Below are 19,430 nucleotides of genomic sequence, written 5' to 3'. Positions count from 1 at the left end.
CCGCGCAACCGCACCCGCCGCCTGCAACACCCGCACCCGGTCCGCGTCGGACAGACCCGCGAGGGTGTTGTCGGACAGCACCGCATCCAGATCGCACGCGACCTGGATGAGCATGTCGGCGGGGTGGGTCATACCCTCATCCAACCCGCGACCTCCGACATTCACACGGCTGAAACCACCAGAAACGGGCCAGGTCAGAAGGGTATTCCAGAACACCGGAACGATACCGGACAGGGCCAGAAACCGTCACAGACCACCCGACGGAAACCTCACCACGTTCCGTCTCGCTCCGCTCGCTCAACGACCCGTGAGAGAACACCCGACCGGAAGCTCACCACGTTTCGTCTCACTCCGCTCGCTCAACGACCCGCGAGAGACCACCCGACCGGAACCCCACCACGTTTCGCCTCGCTCCGCTCGCTCAACCACCCGCGGACGAAGTCCGCTGCCTCAACGACCGACAGCGGATCCGGGCAGGGTCATAAAGACGTCGATCTCGTCCGCGGCATCCTCCACGAAGCCGTGCCGTTCATAGAGCCGCCTCGCAGGACTCCCCTGCAGCACGTTCAGCCGGAACGGCCCGGCGACCGGCCCCTCCGCGAGCAGCGTCGCCAACACGGCGCCTCCGATGCCCCGCCCCTGCAGCGAAGGATCCAGGTAGAAGTGCTCGATCCAGGTCTCGTCGCCCTCCGGCCTGACGGCGACGAGCCCGGCATCCGCGCCGTCCACGACGATCACGCGCGTGAGCTCCGGCGCGTACGCGTCGAGGAAGCGGGTCCGCACTCGCACCGGGTCGTAGCGCCCCAGCCGTTCCAGGTCGGGGCGCATCACGACGGCACGCAGCTCGGCCATCCACTCGGCATCCGTCGGTCGAGCGGCCCGGAACTCCCACAGCATGCTTCCATCCAACCAGCGACGACGCGCAGCCGGTCACAGCGCGAGCATCACGATCCCCGCGGCGACGACGACGGACGCGGCGATACGCCACCCCGGCCGACTCTCCTTGAGCACGAAGACGCCGAAGAGGCTCACCAGCACCACACTCACCTCGCGCAGCGGCGCGACGAGCGCGACCGGCGCGATCTGGATCGCGGTGAGCACGAGGATGTACGACAGCGGGGAGAGGATGCTGAACGCGACGATCCTGCGCCACTGGGTGCGCCACAGCATCCGCACAGCACCCCAGCGGCGACGCACGCCGAGCGAGTAGAAGGGGATCTCGAGCAGCGTCGTCCCGACCATGAACGCGACCGGCGACAGGTTCCAGGTGCGGACGGCGTTCGCGTCCCAGATCGTGTATGCGGCGATGGCGACCCCGGTGAGGAGTCCGAACACGAGTCCGAGGTCGATCCCGCGCCCGCGCCGGGTCGCGCTACCGCGGTCGACGAGCCCGATCGCGACGACTCCCACGATGATCGCGGCGACGCCCACGAGTGCGACGAGCGACGGCCGCTCGCCGAGCAGGAGCACCGCGACGATCACCGACAGGAAGGGTCCTGTGCCCCGCGCGGTCGCGTAGACGGTCGAGAGGTTGCCCTCGCGGTAGCCGCGCTGCAGCACCGCCATGTAGACGACGTGCAGCACGCCGGATACGCCGACCCCGAGGGCGAACGCGACGAGGTCGTCGGTGCCGATGCCGCCGGTGAACGGGATCGCGCCGGCCCACACGACTGTGCTGCCGACGGCGCCCCACCACAGGAACGGCGTCCCCGCGCGACTGACGCCGTGTGCGATGACGTTCCACGCGGCGTGCGAGACCGCTGCGGCGATGACGAGGACGAAGGCGAGTGTCGACACGGGAGACCCTTCCATCCGCCGCGGGCGCGACGAACAGGGTCCTCCGGGCTTTTGTCCTGTCAGATGACGGCTGCCCTGCGGAGGGCTGCCGTGGCGCCGCTCGGACCAGTCGGGGCGACGTCGATCCGGAGATCTCCGCCGCGCCCCGGAACCCTAGGCGCTATCGAGACCACCGTACCCCGCGAACGTGGCCGGCAGGTGAACGGGATGCCGAAGTGGCGGCGGAACCTCGGTGTCCGACCCCTCCGATTACGATCGAAGGACGCCATCAGGAAGGTCGACCATGCCCGTCACCCCCGACGCCCTCGCCCACGCCGACGACCTCGCCGACTTCGTCGCCGCGTCTCCGTCGAGTTACCACGCCGCCGCCGAGACGGCCCGTCGCCTGGAAGCAGCCGGGTTCGAGCGCCTGCACGAGGCGCAGGCGTGGCAGGTGCGCCCCGGCGGGCGGTACGTCGTCGTCCGCGACGGCGCGACGATCGGGTGGACGGTGCCGGAGGACGCCACGGCGACCACCCCGACCCATGTCTTCGGCGCGCACACCGACTCCCCCGGCTTCAAGCTCAAGCCGCAGCCGACGACCGGCGGGCGCGGTTGGCTGCAGGCCGCCGTCGAGGTCTACGGCGGCCCGCTGCTCAATTCCTGGCTCGACAGGGAGCTCACCCTCGCCGGACGCCTCGCGCTCGCCGACGGACGCGTCGTGCTGGCCGACACCGGCGCGCTGCTGCGCCTTCCCCAGCTCGCGGTGCACCTCGACCGCGGCGTCAACAACAACGGCCTCGCGCTCGACAAGCAGGCCGAGACGCAGCCGGTATGGGGCCTGGGCGACGTCGCCGAGGCCGACATCCTCGCCGAGCTCGCCGGATCCGCCGGCGTCTCGGCATCCGACATCCGCGGCTACGACGTCGTGATCGCCGATGCGGCGCGCGGCGCGGTGTTCGGCAGGGACGACGCGTTCTTCGCCTCGGGCCGCCTCGACGACCTCGCGTCCGTGCACGCCGGCGTCGTCGCGCTCGCGCAGTCGGGTGTCGCCGACTCCGGACCCATCGCCGTGCTCGCCGCCTTCGACCACGAAGAGCTGGGCTCGAGCTCGCGCTCCGGCGCGGCCGGCCCGTTCCTCGAAGACATCCTCGGCCGCGTGTACGACGCCCTGGGCGCCGACGCCTCGCAGCGCCGTCAGGCCTTCGCCTCGTCGTGGTGCCTGTCGAGTGACGTGGGCCACTCCGTCCATCCGAACTATGCGCAGAAGCACGACCCCGTGGTGCAGCCGGTTCTCGGCTCGGGGCCGATCCTCAAGCTCAACGCGAATCAGCGCTATGCGACGGATGCCGTCGGCTCCGCCGCCTGGCGCGACTGGTGCGACGCCGCCGACGTCACGACCCAGGAGTTCGTGTCGAACAACAACGTGCCCTGCGGGTCGACGATCGGCCCCATCACGGCCACGCGCCTCGGCATCCGCACTGTCGACGTCGGCATCCCGATCCTGTCGATGCACTCGGCACGCGAACTCGCCGGGGTCTCCGACCTGTACGACCTGACGCGCGTCGCGGGAGCGTTCTTCGCCGGCTGATCGTCACGCTCTGCCCGGCCGGCCCACCTCGGTGCCATCATGAGCAGATGACGCAGATCCAGCCGGCAGAGACCCGCGGCGCCCTCATCGAGCGCGCGGGCATCGAGATCATCCCCGAGTCCGAGCGCACCGCCAAGCCGCGCGACCTGTTCTGGCCGTGGTTCGCGGCCAACGTGTCGGTGTTCGGTATGTCGTACGGGTCGTTCGTGCTCGGCTTCGGCATCTCGTTCTGGCAGGCGACGCTCGTGTCGGTGATCGGCATCGTCGTGTCGTTCCTGCTGTGCGGACTCATCGCGATCGCCGGCAAGCGGGGCTCCGCGCCGACCATGGTGCTGTCGCGCGCCGCCTTCGGCGTGCAGGGGCAGAAGATCCCCGGCATCGTGTCGTGGCTGACCTCGATCGGCTGGGAGACGTTCCTCGCGATCATGGCGGTGCTCGCCACCGCCACCGTCATCTCGCAGCTCGGCGGCGACGGCGACAGCGTCGCCCTGAAGATCGTCGCGACGGTGATCGTCGCGGCGCTCATCGTCGCGGCATCCGTCCTGGGCTATCACACGATCATGCGGCTGCAGTCGGTGCTCACGTGGATCACCGGCGTCGTGACGGTGCTGTACGTGATCCTCGCTGCGCCCACGATCGACCTCGCGGCGGTGCTGGCACGACCGGACGGCGGGATCGGCCAGGTGATCGGCGCGCTCGTGATGGTGATGACCGGGTTCGGCCTCGGCTGGATCAACATCGCCGCGGACTGGTCGCGGTATCAGAAGCGCACGGCCTCCGACGGCGCCATCGTCGCGTGGAACACGATCGGCGGATCGGTCGCCCCCGTCATCCTCGTCGTGTTCGGTCTGCTGCTCGGCGGTTCGGACGACGACCTGCTGAACGCGATCGCGGGCGACCCGATCGGCGCCCTCGCCACGATCCTCCCCGTGTGGGTGCTCGTGCCGTTCCTGCTCACGGCCGTCCTGGCCCTCGTCTCCGGCGCTGTGCTAGGCATCTACTCGTCCGGTCTGACGCTGCTGAGCCTCGGCATCCGCATCCCCCGCCCCTCGGCGGCCGCGATCGACGGCGTCATCCTCACGCTCGGCACGATCTACGTCGTGTTCGTCGCGACCGACTTCCTCGGCCCGTTCCAGAGCTTCCTCATCACTCTGGGCGTGCCGCTCGCCTCGTGGGCCGGCATCCTCATCGCCGACATCCTGCGGCGCCGGAAGGACTACGACGAGGAGGCGCTGTTCGACAGCCGCGGACGCTACGGCGCCTGGGACTGGACGTCGATCGGCACCATGATCGTCGCGAGCCTGATCGGCTGGGGCTTCGTCGTGAACTCGTTCGCGGATGCCGCGCCGTGGAACAACTGGCAGGGCTACCTGCTGTTCCTCATCGGCGGCCGAGACGGCGACTGGGCGTACGCGAACCTGGGCGTGTTCTTCGCGCTCGTGCTGTCGTTCGCGGTCACCTGGTTCGCGCGGGCCGGAACGATCCGCCGCCAGGAGCAGACGGCGTGAGCGCGTCCTGGCTCGTCGTGATCGACCCGCAGACGATCTTCGCCTCCCCCGACTCGGCCTGGGGGTCGCCGTTCTTCGGCGACGCGATCGTGCGCATCCGCGAGCTCGCCGCGTCGTTCGGCGAGAACGTGATCGTCACCCGATGGATGCCGACCGGCGACCGCGACACGGCCTGGGGCGACTACTTCGCCGAGTGGCCGTTCGCGGACCGACCGCCGAGCGACCCGCTGTTCGACCTCGTTCCCGAGGCGCGGGACCTCTCGCCGCATCCGACCGTCGACCTGCCCGCGTTCGGCAAGTGGGGCGCGCAGCTCGAGGCGATCGTCGGTCGCGGGGCACACGTGGTGCTGGCCGGGGTGTCGACGGACTGCTGCGTCCTCTCGACGGCCCTCGCGGCGGCGGATGCCGGGGCGCACGTGACGATCGCCGCCGACGCCTGCGCGGGGTCGACGGCCGAGAACCACGCCGCCGCCCTGCACGTCATGAGCCTGTATCCGCCGCAGCTGAGGGTCCGCGACACGGCGACGGTGCTCGCCGCGCGCTGAGCCGGGCGTCCCTTGTCCCGATCTGCTGACCCAGGCACGATCCGCCGGCCGATCCGCCGGATTCGTCCGCAGATCGGGTCGTCGTCAGCAGATCGGGACGTCTCAACCGGCATCAGGCGGCCGCGCGCACAGCCTCCGCGAGGTCGGCTGGCGTGCCGCGCCAGGGGGCGCCGTGGCCGGGAAGGACCCAGGATGCCGGAACGGCGGCGAGTCGGTCGAGCGACGCCAGCGCGCGCTCCGGCTCATCGGTGAACGGCGCCGGCTGCGCGCCTTCGCGGCCGGTGAGCACGTGACGCGTCGTCAAGGCGTCGCCGACGAACACCGCGTCGACCGCCGGCACGTGGATCGCGACGCTGCCGGGCGAGTGCCCCGGCATCCCGATGATCACGGGCGCTCCTGGGAGCTCCAGCACGTCGCCGTCGGCGACCTCCACCACCTCGGTCACGTGCGGCGTGCGCAGCGCGCGCTGGCGGATGCCGTAACCGAGGAAGCCGAGCATCGGACCGAGGCGCGACGGCCCCATAGCGGTCTTGGGCTTCTCGCCCGTGCGGGCCCGGCGGGCGTCGGCGGAATGGATGTAGACCGGCACCCCCGCTTCGCGGCGCAGCCGCTCGGCGAACCCGATGTGGTCGCTGTCGCCGTGGGTCAGCACGACGCCGCGGACGTCGGCCAGAGGTCGGCCGATCTCCGCGAGCTCGTGCTGCAGGTCGCGCCAGTGCCCCGGCATCCCGGCGTCGACGAGCGTGATGCCCTCGGGCAGGTCGATCAGATACGAGGCGACGATGTCGTTGCCCAGGCGGTGCAGGTGCGGTGCGAGCTTCATGGCGGCCCCTTCAGTCGCGAAGGCCTTTCGGTTGCGATGGCCCTTCGGTTTGCGATGGCTACATTACGTAGCTATCATAGCTACTGTCAATAGCCATGGCTCCGAACGACGGGAGAACCGGATGCCGACCCCCGAGCGCACCACCACCGAGGCCGTCGTGCAGGCGGGCTGCGCCCTGCTCGAGGAGAGCGGCCCCGTCGGCGTGACCATGCAGGCCGTCGCCGCTCGCGTCGGCGTACGCGCCCCCTCCCTCTACAAGCGCGTGCGTGACCGGGAGGCCCTGCTGCGGGCGGTCGCGGCGGAGGCGGCTGACGATCTCGCGGCCAGGCTCGCGTCGAGCCACGACGACCTGACCGCGCTGGCGGCCGTGTACCGCCGGTTCGCCCACGACCGACCGGAGGCGTTCCGCCTGCTGTTCACCCCGGTCGCTCCGGAGGACGCCCTGCACCGCGCGTCTGCTCCTGTGCTCCGCGCCTGCGAGTCCCTGGTGGGAGCCGAGCACGCACTCGACGCCGCACGCCTCTTCACGGCCTGGGCGACCGGCTTCCTGCAGATGGAGCTCACCGGGGCGTTCCGCCTCGGCGGCGATGTCGACCAGGCGTTCGAGTATGGACTGAGGGGGATCGTGCGCGGACTCCGGGGGCGCCCCGCCTGACAGCCCCGGCAGATGCGGCGGCGACCGGAATGCTGCCACACTGATGCGCGGAGAGGGGATCCCCATGACGATGAGCGCGCCCGCCGACGAGAGTGCACCGATCGAGACCACGCCCGAGCGTCGTGCACGCCGCCCGTGGCACCGCACGAAGATCGCGCTGCTGATCATCGTCGCCGTGGTGGTGATCGTCGCCGTCGTCAGTGCGCTCAGCCCGTGGCCCTCGGCCATGCTCATCCGGGCGGTGTTCGAGAAGGGCGGCGCCGAGACCGCCGCCGAGATGGATAGGCACGTGCCCGACGTCGACCTCACCGAGACGCTCGACGTGTCGTACGGAGACGCGGGCGCCGACACCACGATGGATGTCTTCGCCCCGGCATCCGCCACCGGGCCCCTCCCCACCGTCGTGTGGATCCACGGCGGCGCGTGGATCTCGGGCGAGAAGGAGAACGTCGACCCGTACCTGCGTATCCTCGCCGCTGAGGGGTACACGACGATCGGAGTGAACTACACGATCGGGCCGGAAGGGGTGTACCCGCTCGCGGTGAACCAGCTCAACGAGGCGCTTGCGTACATCGACGAGCACGCAGACGAGCTCGGCGTCGACACAGCCCAGATCGTGCTCGCGGGCGACTCCGCCGGCGGACAGCTGGCCAGCCAGATGGCCACGCTCATCACCAGCCCCGACTACGCCGAGATCATGGACATCGAGCCGTCGCTGCAGGCCTCCCAGGTCGTCGCGACCGTCCTGAACTGCGGCGTCTACGACCTCGCGGCGCTCGCTCAGCTCGACGGCGTCGCCGGGTGGGGGCTCAAGTCCGCGATGTGGGCGTATTCGGGCACCAAGACCTGGGCGGAGGACGCGACCGGCGCGACCATGTCGACGATCGACTGGGTCACGGCCGACTTCCCCGCGACCTACATCTCGGGCGGGAACGGCGACGGCCTCACCTGGCTCCAGTCGATCCCGATGGCGAAGCGCCTCGACGAGCTCGGCGTCGACGTGACGACGCTCTTCTGGCCCGCGCCGCACGAACCGGCGCTGCCGCACGAGTACCAGTTCCACCTCGACCTGCCCGACGCCCAGACGGCGCTGCAGCAGACCCTGGACTTCCTCGCCGCGCATACGACCCGCTGACGCCGTCGTCCCTGTCGAGCCACCCCTCTTCGACCGAGCCACCCCTCTTGCGAGAGGTCGAAAGGGGGCCGCTCGAGCACGAGGGGGTGGCTCGGCATCACGAGTCAGCGCACGGGAGTCAGCGCACGGGAGTCAGCGCATCGTGTCGAGGATGCCGACGAGGTCGTCGAACGTCGTGAGCGGGTTGAGGATCGCGAACCGCGTGTTGGGCCGCCCCTGGTGCGAGCTCGGCACGACGAAGGCGCGCTGCGAGTCGAGCAGTTCGTCCGACCAGCGGTCGTAGTCGGCGCGCTCCCACCCCTCGCGCTCGAACACGACGACCGAGAGCTGCGGATCGCGCACGAGGCTGAGCTCGGGGCGCGCGGCGATCTCGTCGGCGATGCGCTTCGTCAGCGCGATCGTCGCACCGACGGCCTCGCGATACGCCTCGACGCCGTACGTCGCGAGCGAGAACCAGAGCGGCAGGCCGCGCGGACGCCGGGTCAGTTGGATGGAGTAGTCCGAGGGGCTGTAGTCGCCGGCATCCGTCAGCGTGTCGAGGTACTCGGCGTGCTGCGTGTGCGCGCGGCGCCCCGTCTCGGGGTCGCGATAGATCAGCGCACAGCAGTCGAACGGCGCGAAGAGCCACTTGTGCGGGTCGACGATCACCGAGTCGGCGCGCTCCACCCCCGCGAAGATCGACCGCGCCTCGGGCGCGAGCATCGCGGTGAGCCCGTAGGCGCCGTCGATGTGCAGCCAGAAGTCGAACTCGTCTTTGAGTGCCGCGATACCGGCGATGTCGTCGACGATCCCGAAGTTCGTCGACCCCGCCGTGGCCACGACGGCGCAGATCTCGTCGCCGTGCTCACGGAGCGCCTCGCGCACGGCATCCGCTCGCAGCACGCCGTCCGGCCCCGCGGGCACGAGCAGCACCTCGGCGTCCATGACCTTCGCGGCGGACTTGTTCGAGGAGTGCGCCTCGACGCTGCACAGGATCTTCCAGCGTGCGGGCGGCTCGACGCCCCGCTCTGCCAGTCGGGCTCGAGCAGCCTCGCGCGCCGCGACGAGCGCCGAGAGGTTGCCGATCGTGCCGCCCTGCACGAACACTCCCCCGGTGCCCGCGGGCAGACCGAACTCGGAGGCGAGGAACGACAGCACCTCGTTCTCGGCGTGCACGGCGCCTGCACCCTCGAGCCAGCTGCCTCCGTAGAGTCCGGATGCCGAGACCACGAGGTCGAACGCGATCGCCGCCATGGTCGGGGCCGTCGGGATGAACGACAAGTACGACGGGTGGCTCGTGGTGAGGCACGCCGGAGCCAGGATGTGCTCGAACACGCTCAGCGCCCGCTGCGCGCCGAGACCCGCGTCGGTGATGGTCGTGCCCACGAGGCGGTTCAGCTCGGCCGGCGTCTGCGGCTTGTCGAGCGGGACGTCGGCGGCCAGCATCCGTCGTCGGGAGTAGTCGAGCACGGCATCGACGATCGCCGTCGACTCCGCGGATGCCGCGTGCATGCGTTCTGCGCCCATGGGGGTTCTTCCTACCTGTCTGTCGAGGTGTGCGCGTCGGGCGCCGTCGCGTCCGCGGGGATGTCGAGGACGGCCGCGAGGGTGCGGCGCGCGAGCGCAGGCCGGTCACGGGGCGCCCATTTGACGAGCGAGTGCGCGCTCATGCCGTCGACCATGGCGAGCAGCATCCACGCCGCCGACGCCGGATCGACCGACGTGTGCGGGTCGTCGGCGATCGCACGGGCGATGAGGTCCTCCAGCGCGCTCTGCCAGAGGTCCATCTCGGCGCGCACCCGGGCGGCGAGCGCCTCGTTGCGGGCGCCGAGCGCCCACGACTGCACCCACACGACCGCGACGTCGTCGCGGTGCTCGTCGAGCAGCGTCTCGATGAGGTGCAGGAGGTTCGCCCGCAGGTCGGCGTCGGGGTCGTACGACACGATGACCTCCTCGCGCTCGGCCGCGACGATCGCGCCGAAGACCTCGGCCACGAAGGTGTCCATGACCGGGCGGTAGTGCGCGACCAGGGCGGGCGTCACCCCGGCTCTCGCCGCGATCGCGCGGATCGTGAGAGCCTCCAGACCGTTCTCCGCGGCGAGCGCGACGGCCGCGTCGACGATCGACCTCTCGCGCTCCTCGGGCGGGAGTCGGCGCGGCATCGCGGCTCTTGACGTGGTCTTCATCACGGGTTACCGTAGCACCTGTTGATCGCATGTTCAATAGCGCGAGGGCGCGGGGCGATCGCGGTGAGGAGACGACCCATGGCCTGGCGCATGCCCGCCGAGACCGCACCCCACGAGCGCACCTGGATGGCGTTCCCCGCCGAGGGGCCGACCCTGGGCGACACCGCCGCCGAGCGCGAAAAGGGCTACGCCACCTGGACGGCCGTCGCGCACGCGGTCGCCGAGTTCGAGCCCGTCACGATGCTCGTCGACCCCGCCGAGGTCGCCAGAGCCCGGCGCATGCTGAGCCGCGACATCGACATCGTCGAGGCTCCGGTCGACGAGTTCTGGATGCGCGACTCCGGCCCCACGTTCGTCGTCGACGACGAGCGACCGCACGTCCTCGGCGCCGTCGACTGGATCTTCAACGGCTGGGGCGCCCCGGAGTGGGCGCAGTGGCGCAAGGCCGCCGAACACGCCCGCGTCATCGCCGGAGCCGTCGGCGCCGAGCTCGTCAGCTCGACGCTCGTGAACGAGGGTGGCGGCATCCACGTCGACGGCGAGGGCACGGTGCTGCTCACCGACACCGTGCAGCTCGACCCCCGCCGCAACCCGTATGCCGACAGACAGCGGGTGGAGGCCGAGATGGGCCGCACGATCGGCGCCACGAAGGCCGTCTGGCTGCCGCGCGGGCTCACCCGCGACTACGACGACTTCGGCACGAACGGACACGTCGACATCGTGGCGACGATCGTCTCCCCCGGTCGCCTGCTGCTGCACGACCAGCGCGACCCCGACCACCCCGACCACGGGGTGTCCCGCGAGCTGCGCTCGCACCTCGCTGGACAGACGGATGCCGCTGGCCGCCGCTTCGAGATCATCGACCTCCCCGCGCCGAGCACGCTGCGCGACGACGAGGGATTCGTCGACTGGAGCTACGTCAACCACCTCGTCACGAACGACGGCGTGGTCGCGTGCGGGTTCGGCGACGAGAGGGCGGATGCCGCGGCGCGCGAGATCCTCGCCGACGCCTATCCCGGCCGCCGGGTCGTGACCGTCGACGCCCGCCCGCTGTTCGACCGCGGCGGCGGCATCCACTGCATCACGCAGCAGCAGCCCCGCCTCACCGGTCGTTGAGCGAGCGCAACGAGACGAAACGCCCCACCCCGCAAGGAGTCACCTCGTGAACGTCCACGAAGCCACCATCGCCGATCTCCGCCGCGCGCTCGAAAGCGGAGCCGTCACGGCAGTCGAGCTCGTCGACGCCTACCTCGCCCGCATCGACGCTTACGACGGCCCCGAGACCGCGACCGCGTTGAACGCCGTGGTCGTGCGCAACCCCGAGGCCCGAGCCGAGGCCGAGGCGTCCGACGCCCGCCGCGCGCGGGGCGAGACGCGCGGACCGCTCGACGGCATCCCCTACACCGCGAAGGACAGCTACCTCGTGCGCGGTCTCACCGCGGCATCCGGCAGCCCGGCCTTCGCCGAGCTCGTCGCGCAGCGCGACGCCTTCACGATCGAGCGACTGCGCGCGGGCGGGGCGATCTGCCTCGGTCTGACGAACATGCCGCCGATGGCGAACGGCGGCATGCAGCGCGGCGTCTACGGCCGCGCGGAGAGCCCGTACAACGCCGACTTCCTCACGGCGCCGTTCGCATCCGGTTCGTCGAACGGATCCGGGACCGCCACCGCCGCGAGCTTCGCGGCCTTCGGACTCGGCGAGGAGACCTGGTCGAGCGGCCGAGGCCCTGCGACGAACAACGCCCTGTGCGCGTACACCCCCTCGCGAGGGGTGATCTCGACCCGGGGCAACTGGCCTCTCGTGCCCACGATGGACGTCGTCGTGCCGCACACCCGCACGATGGCCGATCTGCTCGAGGTCCTCGACGTGATCGTCGCCGACGATTCCGAGATCCGCGGCGACTTCTGGCGCGCGCAGCCGTGGGTCGCGCTTCCCGCCCCATCGGACGTGCGGCCGGAGTCGTATCCGGCGCTCGCGGACGGCGGCGAGGCTCTGCGCGGCACCCGCATCGGCATCCCCCGCATGTACATCAACGCGGATCCGGATGCCGGCACGGCCGCCTCTCCCGGCATCGGCGGTCCGACGGGGCAGCGCATCGAGACGCGCCCGACGGTCATCGCCCGGTGGGAGGCCGCGCGGCGCGATCTGGAAGCCGCCGGAGCGACCGTCGTCGAGGTGGACTTCCCCGTCGTGTCGAACTACGAGGGCGATCGCCCGGGCGCTCCGACCATCGCGACCCGCGGACTCGTGTCACCCGAGTACCTGCGCCGCGAGATCGTCGATCTGTCCGCCTGGGGCTGGGAGGACTTCCTGCGGGCGAACGGCGACCCGCAACTGTCGACCCTCGCCGACGTCGACGGAGCGACGATCTTCCCGCACCCGGAGGGCGCGCTGCCCGACCGGTACACGGGCTTCGACGACGACATCGCCGAGTACCCGCAGTGGGTGCGCGACAACCCGGGCGTGGGCATCGCCGACATGCCGGAGCTGCCCGACGGACTGCGCGGACTGGAGGAGACCCGCCGCGTCGACCTCGAGGAATGGATGGACGGCCTGCGGCTCGACGCCGTCGTGTTCCCCGCGGTAGCCGACGTCGGCCCGGCAGACATGGACATGGACGAGGCGTCGGCCGACCTCGGCTGGCGCAACGGCACGTGGATCGCCAACGGCAACCTCACGGTGCGACACCTCGGGATTCCAACGGTCACCGTGCCCATGGGGCTCATGGAAGACATCGGGATGCCGATCGGCCTGACCTTCGCGGGTCGCGCCTACGACGACTCGGCGCTGCTGCGGCTCGCGACGGCTTTCGAGGCGGTCGGCCGTCCGGGCGACCGCCGCACTCCCCCGCCGCGGACCCCGGCTCTGTAGTCCTACCGCGAGCGTCAGTGCGTCCAGGTGTGCACGGGCTCGCCGGCCTGCATACGCTCGAGGTAATCGGCGAGCATGCCGTGCAGCGCGTCGGACCGCGTCGCGCCCGACCGCTCGCGAGCAGCCACGCTCTCGCGCTGCCACACGGCGCCGTTGCGGCCGGTGAGGCACCGCTGCTCGATGATCCCGAGGTACCGGTCGCGCACCCCGGGGTCGACGCCGAAAGCGTCCAGTCCCTCGGCCGCCGCCGGAAGCAGTCGTCGCAGAACGAGCTCCCTCGGGCTGATCCAGCCGACCTCCGGCCAGTACAACCGCGAGTCGATGCCTCCGCGAGCAGCGGCCTGCAGATTCTCGGCGGCGGCGTCGAAGGTCATCTGCGTCCAGATGGGGCGATCGGCTTCAGCGGTGCTCCGCACGAGGCCGTAGTAGAACGCGGCATCCGCCATCACGTCGACGACCGTCGGTCCGCCGGGCAGCACCCGGTTCTCGAGGCGCAGGTGCGCGGCGCCGTCGGCGACATCGTAGATCGGTCGATTCCAGCGGTAGACCGTGCCGTTGTGCATGCGCAGCTCGGAGAGCTCGGGCGCTCGCCCCTCGTCGAGCACCTCGAAGGGGTCCTCGTCCGAGCACACCGGCAGCAGGGCGGGGAAGTACCGCGAGTTCTCCTCGAAGAGATCGAAGATCGAGGTCACCCAGCGCTCGCCGAACCACACGCGCGGACGCACGCCCTGGTTCTTGAGCTCCTGCGGGCGGGTGTCGGTCGCCTGCTCGAACATCGGGATCCGCGTCTCGTGCCACAGCGCCTTCCCCGCGAAGAACGGGGAGTTCGCCGCGAGCGCCACCTGCACGCCGGCGATCGCCTGCGCTGCGTTCCAGTACGAGGCGAACGACTCGGGAGCGACCTGCAGGTGCAGCTGCACGGAGGTGCAGGCGGCCTCGGGCAGGATCGTGTCGCAGACCATCGCGAGCTGATCGCCGGGTCGGTCGTCGCTGAGGGCGACCCCGTCGATCTGCAGCTCGATGTCCTCGCCCCGCGCCGCGAGGATCTGCTGTCCGAGCAGGCTGTAGCGGGGATCCGCCGAGAACCAGCGCTCCGTGAAGTGCGTCTCGTCGAGCGTCGGGAGCATCCCGATCATCGCCAGGCCGCTGCCGGCCGACCGCGCCCGCTCGTCGGCGACGTCGAGCGCGCCGCGCAGGACGTCTTCGAGCTCCTGGAGATGGTCGCCCCCGATGGGGCGCGGCGCCACGTTGATCTCCACGTTGAAGCGCGCGAGTTCCGTCTGAAAGGCCGGAGAGGCGATCGCATCGAGCACGGCCGCATTGCTTCGAGCCGGCGCGCCCTGCTCATCGACCAGATTCAGCTCGATCTCCATGCCGAGTTGCGAGTCGGGGGCGTCCACGGCGGCGAACCGCCCGTGCGCCAGCATGGACGCCAGTGCGTCGAGACCCCGCTCCGTCTTCGCGCGGAACTGCGTGCGGTCCTGGCGCGTGAAAGTCCGCGCCTCGATGCTGTCGCCCATGTGTTCGACGGTATCGATCCGGAAGGGTGCTCGTCGAGAATGGACGACCCCTTGACACGGACTACCCTGAGCGCATGGACAACGGCTCCCTCCTGGTCGCCCTCTTCGCCTTCCCGTTCTGGGCGGGCATCGTCCCGGCGAGCCTGCTGTTCATCCTGCTCATCCCGATCGGCGTCAACGTCATGATCCGCATCGTGATCGACGCGATCGTCGAGCACCGCGGAGGCCCGGGGCGTCGGGAACTCGCCTACCAGCGCAGATACGAGCGCGATCGACGGGCGCTCGACGAGACGGGGGCACCCAGGTGATCGCGCTTTTCTCCCTTCCGCTGTACATCGCGTTCTGGCTGCTCGTGCTCATCCTGCTCCTCCTGACCGCGTCGATCGTGGTCTGGATCGCGGTGGCCGTGATCCTCGCGATCGTCGAGACGAGGAGACCGGATCGAGAGCGTCCCGAAGAGGAATCGTCCGCGGCGGATGATCCGTTCTCCGTCCTTCGCGAGACCTCCGTCACGGCTCCCGCAGCCATCGGACGAGCGCCACACGGCGACCTGCGATGAGTCCAGCTACCGTCACCGCAGACGACCCGCCGGGCCCGGGTCGTCGAGCGAGCGAAGCGAGACGAACGCGGTTCCGCCCCTACAGCTCCACCGCACGGACCATCGCGCCGAACCGCGCCGGATCGACATCGAGCAGCCGCGTGACGCCGTCGAGCGGCATCCCGCCCGGCGCCACCCGAGCCACTCCCGGCACGGCCGCGTGCAGTACCGGCTCCCACCCCGGCCGCAGCAGGTCGTCCGCGGCGCCGAGGCGGCCGAGCAGCACCCACGGCACATCGCGCTCCAGACCCGACCGCAGCGCCGCCGCGACGACGACGCCCGCGATGTGTCCACCGGCTTCCCGCCAGATCCGCCGGGCGACGGCGTCGCCCTCTCGGGCGACCTCGGCGACCTCCTTCGCGAACGACGCGACCACGGCGACCGGATTCTCTTCCGCGGCGAGCGCCGCGGGGAACTCCGCGACACGACCGAAGCGCCGCTCGAGCCGCGCGAGCAGCGCGGGGGACGCATCCGATCGTCCGTCCGACGCGCTGATCGCGGCGATGAGGCCGCGGCGCCCGATCCACCATCCCGCGCCCTCGTCGCCGATCATGCCGCCGACCCCGTCGACCCGCGCAGCCCCACGGGGCCCGAGCCCGAGGCCGACCATGCCGGTGCCCGCTGCGACGACGACCCCGTGCGCATCCCCCCGCGCACCGAGGTACGCGGTGACCGCGTCGTCCGCGACGATCGTCCGTCGCACGCCGTGGTCGCGGTGCAGCCGCTCGGCCATTCCGTCGATCGCCGGCACTCGGCCGTAGAGGCCGGTGCTCCCGACGGCCACGGCATCGATCCGGTCGAGGCCCCGCACGCGCGCCACGTCATCGACGATCGAGGGGATCACGGCGAGCACATCACCGCCGTAGGCGAAACCCGACACCTCGTGCTCACGCTCACTCGCGCGAGGCCCCGCTCCGAGAACGCGGACGCGCGCCTGAGTCTGTCCGATGTCGATCGCGAGCCCGACCACCTCGCTCACCCCTCGACGAGGGCGTCGACGAACCACGAGGTGATCGTCGCAGGGTGCGTGATGGCGGTGCCGACGACGACCGAGTAGGCCCCCGCATCCAGGGCGGCCTTGGCTTCCGCCGGCGTCCTGATCCGCCCCTCCGCGAGCACGGGCACGGTGAGCCGCGTGGCGAGGATCTCGACCAGCTCGAGATCGGGCCCGTCGGAGACCGGACGCTCGCCCGTGTACCCCGACAGCGTCGTTCCGACGATGTCGGCGCCGGCGTCCTCCGCCGCGAGGGCGTCGTCGACGCTCCCCGTGTCGGCCATGACCAAGAGCCCGGTCTCGTCGTGGAACCGCCGGATCGTCTCCTCCAGCGTCAGTCCGTCCGGGCGTGCACGCCGCGTCCCGTCGATCGCGACGATGTCCGCACCGGCCTCCGCCACGGCCAAAGCATGGTCGAGGGTCGGCGTGATGAAGACGCCCTCGGCGCCCACCTTCCACAGTCCGATCTGCGGCACGTCGACGACCTTCGCGATCGCACGGATGTCATCGAGACCCTGGGAGCGGATGCCAACTGCGCCGCCGGTCACGGCCGACTGCGCGATGCGCGCCATCGACTCCGGGTGCCGCAGCGGCTCCCCCGGATACGCCTGGCACGAGACGACGAGCCCGCCGCGCAGTGCGCGGAAGCGGGCGGGCAGAGCGATGTCGGTGTGCGGCGAGGTCATTTGTCGTCCCTCGTGACGGCGAGCTGGAACGTGTAGCGGTCGCTGCGGTAGATCGTTCGGGCGAACTCGATGAGCTGGCCGCGCCGCGACGAGCTCACGCGGGTCACGGCGAGCGCCGCCTCGCCCGGCGGCACCTCGAGCAGCTCGCTCTCCTGGGCCGTGAGCGTGATCGCCTTGATCTCCTGCTCGGCGCGGAAGACGTCGTGACCGGCTCCACGGAGCTGCTCGTACAGCGATGCGCCGAGGTTCAGCGACTCGATCGCGAGCACGGAGACGGGCACGTACACGTCCTCGATCGCGATCGGCACGTCGTCGGCGAGACGCAGACGGCGGATGTGCGTGACCTCGTCACCGGCCGGCAGGCCGAGGGCTGCGGAGACGGCGTCAGGCGCGTCCACCCTGGTGAGCTCGAGAACACGCGAGGAAGGCACCGAGCCGCGGCTGATCATGTCCTCCGTGAACGACGTGAGCTTCGGCGTCTTCGAGAAGATGTCGGCGGAGCCGACGTACGTTCCCGAACCGTGCACGTTGTAGACCCGCCCTTCGTCGACGAGGGTCGCGATCGCCTTCCGCACCGTCATCCGGCTCACGCCGTGGATCGCCATGAGCTCGCGCTCGGAGGCGAGCGCGTCGTGCGGCGACATCGACTGCGCGATCGATTCGCGGATGCTGGCTGCGACCTCTTCGTACTTGTGCGGCATCGTCCGTCCCTCCTGAACTGCCCGGTTCATCCCTTGACCGCGCCCGACGACAGCCCACTGACAAGGTATCGCTGGGCGAACACCGCGAAGAGCAGCGGCGGCAGCGTCGACAGCACGGATGCCGCCGAGATGTCGCCCCAGCGGATGCCGGTGCTGGTGATGAAGTTCGCCGCCCCCAGCGTCACCGGCGTGGCGTTCGACGTCGACAGCACGAGCGCGAACAGGTAGTCGTTCCAGCTGAAGATGAAGACGAGCACCGATACGGCGACGACGGTCGGCGCGAGCAGCGGCATGACGACCGATCCGAGCGTGCGGTAGATGCTGGCGCCGTCGACCGCGGCGGCCTCCTCGATCTCCTGCGGGATGTCGCCGACCGCGGAGGAGAGCAGGATGATCGCGAGCGGCAGGTTCAGGAACGCGTTCGCGGCGATGAGCCCCTGGATGGTGTCCTGCAGCCCCAGCGACGAGAACAGCAGGAAGAACGGCACGATGAAGAAGATCGCCGGGAGCAGACGCAGGCCGGAGGCGCTGCTGATGATCCAGCGCCCGCCGAAACCGAGGCGGACGATCGCGTACGTCGCGGGGATGGCGATCACGAGCACGACCACGACCGTGCCGACCGCGATCAGCGCCGAGTTCAGGAAGAAGCGCGGGAAGTCGTAGCCGGAGGCGTAGAGCACGTTCGCGTAGTGGTCGAGCGTGGGCGAGGCGGGCAGCGCGAGCGGATTCTTCGCGATCTCGCCGTCGGGCTTGAAGCTGACCAGCGCCGCGTTCAACAGGGGCACGTTGACGATCAGGGCGACGAGCGCGGCGAGCACGGTGAAGAGCCAGCGACGACCCGACCTCAGGGGGCGGGGGTCGGATGCTGCGGAGCGTGCACGGTCCTTCGCGGGGCGGGCGAGCGTCTCGGTGGTCATCGCTTCCCCTCCATTCCGGTCGAGGTGATGCGTCGCACGATGAACGGCACGAACGGGAGCAGACAGACGAGCACGACGAGCGCGGCGGCCGCGGCCTTGCCGAAGTCGCCCGCCTCGAAAGCCGTCTTGTAGATGTAGATGCTGAGGGTCGTGGTGGTGGTGCCCGGCCCGCCGGCGGTGAGCACGTAGATCACGTCGAAAGTGCGGATCGCGTCGATCGCACGGAGGAAGAACGCCGCGAAGAGCACCGGCTTCAACACGGGCACGACGACCGAGAAGAGCGAGCGGAAGTATCCGGCGCCGTCCATCGCGGCAGCCTCGAGGAGCTCCTTCGGCAGCGACTGCAGCCCGGCGTAGATGATGAGGAAGGTGAACGGCGTCCACTGCAGCACGTCGAGGACGACGAGCAGCGGCACGACCGAGTCGGGCGAGAACAGCGACACGCTCAGCCCCACGTTCTCGAGCAGCGTCGGCAGCGCGCCGATGTCGCCGTTCAGCAGCAGTCGGAACATGACGCCGAGAAGCGCCGGCGCGATCATGATCGGCAGCAGCAGCATCGTGAAGAACAGCTTCTTGCCCGGGAACGCGCGGTTCATCAGCAGCGCGAGTGCGAAGCCGAGCACCATCTCGATCGCCACCACGATCGCGGAGAACCCGACGGTGAACCCGGCGGCCTTCGCGAAGCCGTCGCTGCGGAAGAGCGAGATGAAGTTGTCGATGCCGTTCAGCTCGTTCGACTGGTCGAGCAGCGTGCTGCTCTGGAATGCGGTGAGCGCGCCGGTGGCCAGAGGGTAGATGACGAAGACCGCTGCGAACAGGATCAGCGGCAGGCTGAGCACGGTCGCGGCGACGGTGCGCGTGCGGCGCTCCGCGCTGATCGTCCTGGTGCGTTCGACGGTGTGGCTCATGGCGTCACTTCGACCTTCCTCGAGGTGTCGTGGTGT

Annotated in this window: 20 protein-coding genes; 9 read left to right on the top strand and 11 right to left on the bottom strand. The window is 70.5% G+C overall.

What is annotated here, in order from left to right; translation table 11 throughout:
* Nucleotides 1-450: 450 nt before the first annotated feature.
* Nucleotides 451-897: a GNAT family N-acetyltransferase gene (locus RAC81_RS13805; RefSeq protein WP_375082898.1), complete on the bottom strand. Its 447-nt coding sequence runs from the start codon at nucleotides 895-897 to the stop codon at nucleotides 451-453.
* A gap of 33 nt (nucleotides 898-930) precedes the next feature.
* Nucleotides 931-1,797 carry an EamA family transporter gene (locus RAC81_RS13800; protein ID WP_375082897.1) on the bottom strand — a complete coding sequence of 289 codons (867 nt, stop codon included), beginning with the start codon at nucleotides 1,795-1,797 and terminating at the stop codon, nucleotides 931-933.
* Nucleotides 1,798-2,080: 283 nt separating this feature from the next.
* On the opposite strand from RAC81_RS13800, the gene RAC81_RS13795 reads away from it, so the two are divergent.
* Genes RAC81_RS13795 through RAC81_RS13785 form a run of 3 tightly spaced genes read left to right on the top strand, consistent with a single transcriptional unit; the run spans nucleotide 2,081 to nucleotide 5,420 of the window.
* Nucleotides 2,081-3,367 (top strand): M18 family aminopeptidase, encoded by a 1,287-nt coding sequence (locus RAC81_RS13795; protein WP_375082896.1) that lies wholly within the window; start codon nucleotides 2,081-2,083, stop codon nucleotides 3,365-3,367.
* Nucleotides 3,368-3,414: 47 nt separating this feature from the next.
* Nucleotides 3,415-4,875: a purine-cytosine permease family protein gene (locus tag RAC81_RS13790; protein ID WP_375082895.1), complete on the top strand. Its 1,461-nt coding sequence runs from the start codon at nucleotides 3,415-3,417 to the stop codon at nucleotides 4,873-4,875.
* Nucleotides 4,872-5,420 (top strand): cysteine hydrolase family protein, encoded by a 549-nt coding sequence (locus tag RAC81_RS13785; protein WP_375082894.1) that lies wholly within the window; start codon nucleotides 4,872-4,874, stop codon nucleotides 5,418-5,420. Before RAC81_RS13790 ends, RAC81_RS13785 begins: the two co-directional genes overlap by 4 nt.
* 112 nt (nucleotides 5,421-5,532) lie before the next feature.
* Here the strand turns inward: RAC81_RS13785 and RAC81_RS13780 are convergent, their stop codons facing one another.
* Entirely contained in the window at nucleotides 5,533-6,243 is a 711-nt protein-coding gene (locus RAC81_RS13780) for an MBL fold metallo-hydrolase (RefSeq protein WP_375082893.1), read from the bottom strand.
* A 121-nt stretch (nucleotides 6,244-6,364) separates the two neighbouring features.
* Between RAC81_RS13780 and RAC81_RS13775 the strand changes: the two genes are divergently transcribed.
* Both RAC81_RS13775 and RAC81_RS13770 read left to right on the top strand, forming a co-directional pair.
* Complete coding sequence (locus RAC81_RS13775) at nucleotides 6,365-6,898, top strand: TetR/AcrR family transcriptional regulator (protein WP_375082892.1); 534 nt, start codon at nucleotides 6,365-6,367, stop codon at nucleotides 6,896-6,898.
* 64 nt (nucleotides 6,899-6,962) lie between these two features.
* A complete protein-coding gene (locus RAC81_RS13770; protein WP_375082891.1) occupies nucleotides 6,963-8,033 on the top strand; it encodes an alpha/beta hydrolase in 1,071 nt (356 codons plus the stop codon).
* A gap of 132 nt (nucleotides 8,034-8,165) precedes the next feature.
* On the opposite strand, the gene RAC81_RS13765 is transcribed toward RAC81_RS13770, so the two are convergent.
* A complete protein-coding gene (locus tag RAC81_RS13765; RefSeq protein ID WP_375082890.1) occupies nucleotides 8,166-9,539 on the bottom strand; it encodes a pyridoxal phosphate-dependent decarboxylase family protein in 1,374 nt (457 codons plus the stop codon).
* An 11-nt stretch (nucleotides 9,540-9,550) separates the two neighbouring features.
* Nucleotides 9,551-10,198, bottom strand: coding sequence for a TetR/AcrR family transcriptional regulator (locus RAC81_RS13760; RefSeq protein ID WP_375082889.1), 648 nt, complete (start codon nucleotides 10,196-10,198; stop codon nucleotides 9,551-9,553).
* A gap of 78 nt (nucleotides 10,199-10,276) precedes the next feature.
* Here RAC81_RS13760 and RAC81_RS13755 point away from each other — a divergent pair, with 78 nt between their 5' ends.
* Nucleotides 10,277-11,314: an agmatine/peptidylarginine deiminase gene (locus RAC81_RS13755; protein ID WP_375082888.1), complete on the top strand. Its 1,038-nt coding sequence runs from the start codon at nucleotides 10,277-10,279 to the stop codon at nucleotides 11,312-11,314.
* 46 nt (nucleotides 11,315-11,360) lie between these two features.
* A complete protein-coding gene (locus RAC81_RS13750) occupies nucleotides 11,361-13,070 on the top strand; it encodes an amidase (protein ID WP_375082887.1) in 1,710 nt (569 codons plus the stop codon).
* Between the two features lie 14 nt (nucleotides 13,071-13,084).
* Here the strand turns inward: RAC81_RS13750 and RAC81_RS13745 are convergent, their stop codons facing one another.
* Nucleotides 13,085-14,590, bottom strand: coding sequence for a glutamate-cysteine ligase family protein (locus tag RAC81_RS13745; RefSeq protein ID WP_375082886.1), 1,506 nt, complete (start codon nucleotides 14,588-14,590; stop codon nucleotides 13,085-13,087).
* Between the two features lie 74 nt (nucleotides 14,591-14,664).
* Between RAC81_RS13745 and RAC81_RS13740 the strand changes: the two genes are divergently transcribed.
* Nucleotides 14,665-14,898 carry a hypothetical protein gene (locus RAC81_RS13740; RefSeq protein ID WP_375082885.1) on the top strand — a complete coding sequence of 78 codons (234 nt, stop codon included), beginning with the start codon at nucleotides 14,665-14,667 and terminating at the stop codon, nucleotides 14,896-14,898.
* Nucleotides 14,895-15,149, top strand: coding sequence for a hypothetical protein (locus RAC81_RS13735; RefSeq protein ID WP_375082884.1), 255 nt, complete (start codon nucleotides 14,895-14,897; stop codon nucleotides 15,147-15,149). Before RAC81_RS13740 ends, RAC81_RS13735 begins: the two co-directional genes overlap by 4 nt.
* Nucleotides 15,150-15,228: 79 nt before the next feature.
* Here RAC81_RS13735 and RAC81_RS13730 read toward each other — a convergent pair whose 3' ends face one another.
* Genes RAC81_RS13730 through RAC81_RS13710 form a run of 5 tightly spaced genes read right to left on the bottom strand, consistent with a single transcriptional unit; the run spans nucleotide 15,229 to nucleotide 19,394 of the window.
* Nucleotides 15,229-16,167, bottom strand: a complete 939-nt coding sequence (locus tag RAC81_RS13730) for an N-acetylglucosamine kinase (RefSeq protein WP_375082883.1) — start codon at nucleotides 16,165-16,167, stop codon at nucleotides 15,229-15,231.
* Complete coding sequence (locus RAC81_RS13725; protein ID WP_375082882.1) at nucleotides 16,164-16,868, bottom strand: N-acetylmannosamine-6-phosphate 2-epimerase; 705 nt, start codon at nucleotides 16,866-16,868, stop codon at nucleotides 16,164-16,166. Before RAC81_RS13725 ends, RAC81_RS13730 begins: the two co-directional genes overlap by 4 nt.
* Complete coding sequence (locus tag RAC81_RS13720; RefSeq protein ID WP_375082881.1) at nucleotides 16,865-17,569, bottom strand: GntR family transcriptional regulator; 705 nt, start codon at nucleotides 17,567-17,569, stop codon at nucleotides 16,865-16,867. Before RAC81_RS13720 ends, RAC81_RS13725 begins: the two co-directional genes overlap by 4 nt.
* Nucleotides 17,570-17,595: 26 nt before the next feature.
* Nucleotides 17,596-18,486, bottom strand: coding sequence for a carbohydrate ABC transporter permease (locus tag RAC81_RS13715; protein ID WP_375082880.1), 891 nt, complete (start codon nucleotides 18,484-18,486; stop codon nucleotides 17,596-17,598).
* The gene (locus RAC81_RS13710) at nucleotides 18,483-19,394 is read right to left on the bottom strand and encodes a carbohydrate ABC transporter permease (RefSeq protein WP_375082879.1); all 912 of its coding nucleotides are present in this window, start codon (nucleotides 19,392-19,394) and stop codon (nucleotides 18,483-18,485) included. Before RAC81_RS13710 ends, RAC81_RS13715 begins: the two co-directional genes overlap by 4 nt.
* Nucleotides 19,395-19,430 lie beyond the last annotated feature (36 nt).

It is taken from the genome of Microbacterium sp. CR_7 (genome assembly GCF_041954755.1).
Taxonomy (GTDB): domain Bacteria; phylum Actinomycetota; class Actinomycetes; order Actinomycetales; family Microbacteriaceae; genus Microbacterium.
The sequence above is the reverse complement of the archived record's forward strand: the minus strand, read 5'-3'. Positions and strand labels throughout refer to the sequence as shown.

Coding starts and splice junctions, on each gene's coding strand:
- RAC81_RS13805 (WP_375082898.1), bottom strand. CDS start 897: ATGCTGTGGGAGTTCCGGGCCGCTCGACCGACGGATGCCGAGTGGATG.
- RAC81_RS13795 (WP_375082896.1), top strand. CDS start 2,081: ATGCCCGTCACCCCCGACGCCCTCGCCCACGCCGACGACCTCGCCGAC.
- RAC81_RS13790 (WP_375082895.1), top strand. CDS start 3,415: ATGACGCAGATCCAGCCGGCAGAGACCCGCGGCGCCCTCATCGAGCGC.
- RAC81_RS13780 (WP_375082893.1), bottom strand. CDS start 6,243: ATGAAGCTCGCACCGCACCTGCACCGCCTGGGCAACGACATCGTCGCC.
- RAC81_RS13775 (WP_375082892.1), top strand. CDS start 6,365: ATGCCGACCCCCGAGCGCACCACCACCGAGGCCGTCGTGCAGGCGGGC.
- RAC81_RS13770 (WP_375082891.1), top strand. CDS start 6,963: ATGACGATGAGCGCGCCCGCCGACGAGAGTGCACCGATCGAGACCACG.
- RAC81_RS13765 (WP_375082890.1), bottom strand. CDS start 9,539: ATGGGCGCAGAACGCATGCACGCGGCATCCGCGGAGTCGACGGCGATC.
- RAC81_RS13760 (WP_375082889.1), bottom strand. CDS start 10,198: ATGAAGACCACGTCAAGAGCCGCGATGCCGCGCCGACTCCCGCCCGAG.
- RAC81_RS13755 (WP_375082888.1), top strand. CDS start 10,277: ATGGCCTGGCGCATGCCCGCCGAGACCGCACCCCACGAGCGCACCTGG.
- RAC81_RS13745 (WP_375082886.1), bottom strand. CDS start 14,590: ATGGGCGACAGCATCGAGGCGCGGACTTTCACGCGCCAGGACCGCACG.
- RAC81_RS13740 (WP_375082885.1), top strand. CDS start 14,665: ATGGACAACGGCTCCCTCCTGGTCGCCCTCTTCGCCTTCCCGTTCTGG.
- RAC81_RS13725 (WP_375082882.1), bottom strand. CDS start 16,868: ATGACCTCGCCGCACACCGACATCGCTCTGCCCGCCCGCTTCCGCGCA.
- RAC81_RS13720 (WP_375082881.1), bottom strand. CDS start 17,569: ATGCCGCACAAGTACGAAGAGGTCGCAGCCAGCATCCGCGAATCGATC.
- RAC81_RS13715 (WP_375082880.1), bottom strand. CDS start 18,486: ATGACCACCGAGACGCTCGCCCGCCCCGCGAAGGACCGTGCACGCTCC.
- RAC81_RS13710 (WP_375082879.1), bottom strand. CDS start 19,394: ATGAGCCACACCGTCGAACGCACCAGGACGATCAGCGCGGAGCGCCGC.